Annotated in this window: 1 protein-coding gene; it reads right to left on the reverse strand. The window is 48.0% G+C overall.

The window, feature by feature from the left end; translation table 11 throughout:
* The coding region (locus N9R04_RS11240; protein WP_262856869.1) for a YPDG domain-containing protein at nucleotides 1-1,485 on the reverse strand (1,485 nt) is incomplete at both ends.

Here is a 1,485-nt window from a genome sequence, read left to right on the forward strand (position 1 = left end):
TCGTATCCGGTGTCGCATTCGCCGGTGGCGTCACGGTTACCTTACCTGTATTTGGATCAACATCTACTGTCCAACCTGGTGGCACGTCTTTTGGTCCCTCAAACGATGTACCTGGTGGTAGATTGCCGTCTTTCGTTTGTGGTACTTCCACTGGTGTACCTGGTTTTGTCGATTGATCTTCATAACCTGGGTCATGTTGACCTGCATCTGTTTCACTTGGATCTTTCGGCACGACAGTGACTGTTACTGTTGGTGTATCTGTTGAACCGTCTGGATAATGAACGACAACTGGAATATTCACCTTCGTATCCGGTGTCGCATTCGCCGGTGGCGTCACGGTTACCTTACCTGTATTTGGATCAACATCTACTGTCCAACCTGGTGGCACGTCTTTTGGTCCCTCAAACGATGTACCTGGTGGTAGATTGCCATCTTTCGTTTGTGGCACTTCTACTGGTACACCTGGTTTCGTACTGTTTTCGTCATAGCCTGGATCGTTATTTTGTGCATCATTTGGCGTTACCGTCACATGTAGCGTTGGTGTATCTGTTGAGCCATCTGGATAACGTACCGTTACAGGAATATCTACTTTTGTGCCTGGTTCCGCGTTTTCCGGTGGCGTTACCGTTACCTTACCTGTATTTGGATCAACATTTACTGTCCAGCCTGGTGGCACGTCTTTCGGTCCTTCAAACGTCGTACCTGATGGTAAGTCTCCGTCTTTTGTTTGCGGTACTTCCACAGGTACACCTGGTTTCGTTGATTGATCTTCATAACCTGGGTCATTACTCTGAGCGTCATTTGGCGTTACCGTCACATGTAGCGTCGGTGTATCTGTTGAACCGTCTGGATAATGAACGACAACTGGAATATCTACTTTCGTGCCTGGTGCCGCATCCTCCGGTGGCGTCACAGTCACTTTACCTGTGTTTGGTTCTACAGTTACTGTCCAACCTGACGGTGGTGTCTCTGGGCCTTCAAATGTTGTACCTGTTGGTAAGTCTCCGTCTTTTGTTTGTGGTACTTCCACTGGTGTACCTGGTTTTGTTGATTGATCTTCGTAACCTGGGTCATTACTCTGAGCGTCATTTGGCGTTACCGTTACATGTAGCGTCGGTGTATCCGTTGAACCGTCTGGGTAACGTACCGTTACTGGAATATCTACTTTTGTGCCTGGTTCCGCGTTTTCCGGTGGCGTTACCGTTACCTTACCTGTATCTGGATCAACATCTACTTTCCAGCCTGTCGGTACATCTTTCGGGCCTTCAAATGTTGTACCTGATGGTAATTCGCCATCTTTCGTTTGTGGTACTTCCACTGGTGTACCTGGTTTTGTCGATTGATCTTCATAACCTGGATCATTACTCTGAGCGTCATTTGGCGTTACCGTAATGTGTAGCGTCGGTGTATCTGTTGAGCCATCTGGATAATTTACCGTCACTGGAATATCCACTTTTGTACCTGGTGCCGCCTCCTTCGGTGGCG

The sequence above is a fragment of the Staphylococcus marylandisciuri genome (assembly GCF_025519785.1).
Taxonomy (GTDB): Bacteria; Bacillota; Bacilli; order Staphylococcales; family Staphylococcaceae; genus Staphylococcus; species Staphylococcus marylandisciuri.